The following is a 1,285-nucleotide window of genomic DNA, read 5'->3' on the forward strand; positions in this document are numbered from 1 at the left end:
TGAGCGGGTGTCGTATGGGGAGTTGGATGTGCGGTCGGATCGGTTGGCGGAGGTGTTGAGGGGTTTGGGGGTGGGGCCTGAGTCGGTGGTGGGGGTGGTGTTGGAGCGGTCGGTTGATTTGGTGGTGGCGTTGTTGGCGGTGTGGAAGGTGGGGGGTGTGTATGTGCCGGTGGATGTGGAGGTGCCGGCGGAGCGGGTGGGTTGGGTGGTGGGGGATGCGGGGGCGGTGTGTGTGGTGTCGTGTCGTGGGTTGGTGGGGGGTTTGTTGGGGGGTGTGTCGGTGCCGGTGGTGTGTGTGGATGAGGTGGGTGAGGTGGTGGGGGCTGATGTGGTGGGTCCGGTGTCAGTGGGGTGGGGTGGTGCGGCGTATGTGATGTATACGTCGGGGTCGTCGGGGGTGCCGAAGGGTGTGGTGGTGTCGCATGGGGGGTTGGTTAATCGGTTGTTGTGGATGCAGGGGCGGTTTGGTTTGGGTGTTGATGATGTGGTGTTGCATAAGGCGTCGGTGGGTTTTGATGTGTCGTTGTGGGAGTTGTTGTGGCCGTTGGTGGTGGGTGCGCGGTTGGTGTTGGCGCGGCCGGGTGGGCATCGGGATCCGGTGTATTTGTCGGGGTTGATTGAGGGTGAGGGGGTGACGACGGTTCATTTTGTGCCGTCGATGTTGGGGGTGTTTGTTGAGGGGGGTGTGGTGGGTGGTTGGGGTTCTTTGCGTCGGGTGGTGTGTTCGGGTGAGGTGTTGTCGGGGGTGTTGGCGGAGCGGTTTGTGGGGTTGTGTGGTGCGGAGTTGCATAATTTGTATGGTCCGACGGAGACGTCGGTGGATTCGACGGCGTGGGTGTGGCCGGGGTCGGGTGCGGTTTCTGGTGTGGGTTCGGGGTCGGGTGTGGTGGTGCCGTTGATTGGTGGTCCTATTTGGAATACGCGGGTGTTTGTGTTGGATGGGTGGTTGCGGCCGGTGGCGCCGGGTGTGGTGGGGGAGTTGTATATCGCGGGGGTGGGGTTGGCGCGTGGGTATGTGGGGCGGGCTGGGTTGACGGGGGAGCGGTTTGTGGCGTGTCCGTTTGGTGGGGTGGGTGAGCGGATGTATCGGACGGGGGATTTGGTGCGGTGGGTTGGGGGTGGTGAGTTGGCTTTTGTGGGGCGTGTGGATGGTCAGGTGAAGGTGCGGGGGGTGCGGGTTGAGCCGGGTGAGGTGGAGGCGGTGTTGGGGTCTCATGCGGGGGTGGGTCAGGTGGTGGTGGTTCCGCGTGAGGATGTGCCGGGGGATGTGCGGCTCGTCGCCTAC

General features: G+C 63.8%; 1 protein-coding gene. It reads left to right on the forward strand.

Going from position 1 to position 1,285, the window contains the following annotated elements; all coding sequences use genetic code 11:
• Positions 1-7: 7 nt before the first annotated feature.
• Positions 8-1,285: amino acid adenylation domain-containing protein (locus ACFC1X_RS40805; RefSeq protein ID WP_376364835.1), on the forward strand; the 1,278-nt coding region annotated here is incomplete at its 3' end.

The sequence above is a fragment of the Streptomyces sp. NPDC056128 genome (assembly GCF_042263835.1).
In the GTDB taxonomy this organism is placed as follows: domain Bacteria; phylum Actinomycetota; class Actinomycetes; order Streptomycetales; family Streptomycetaceae; genus Streptomyces.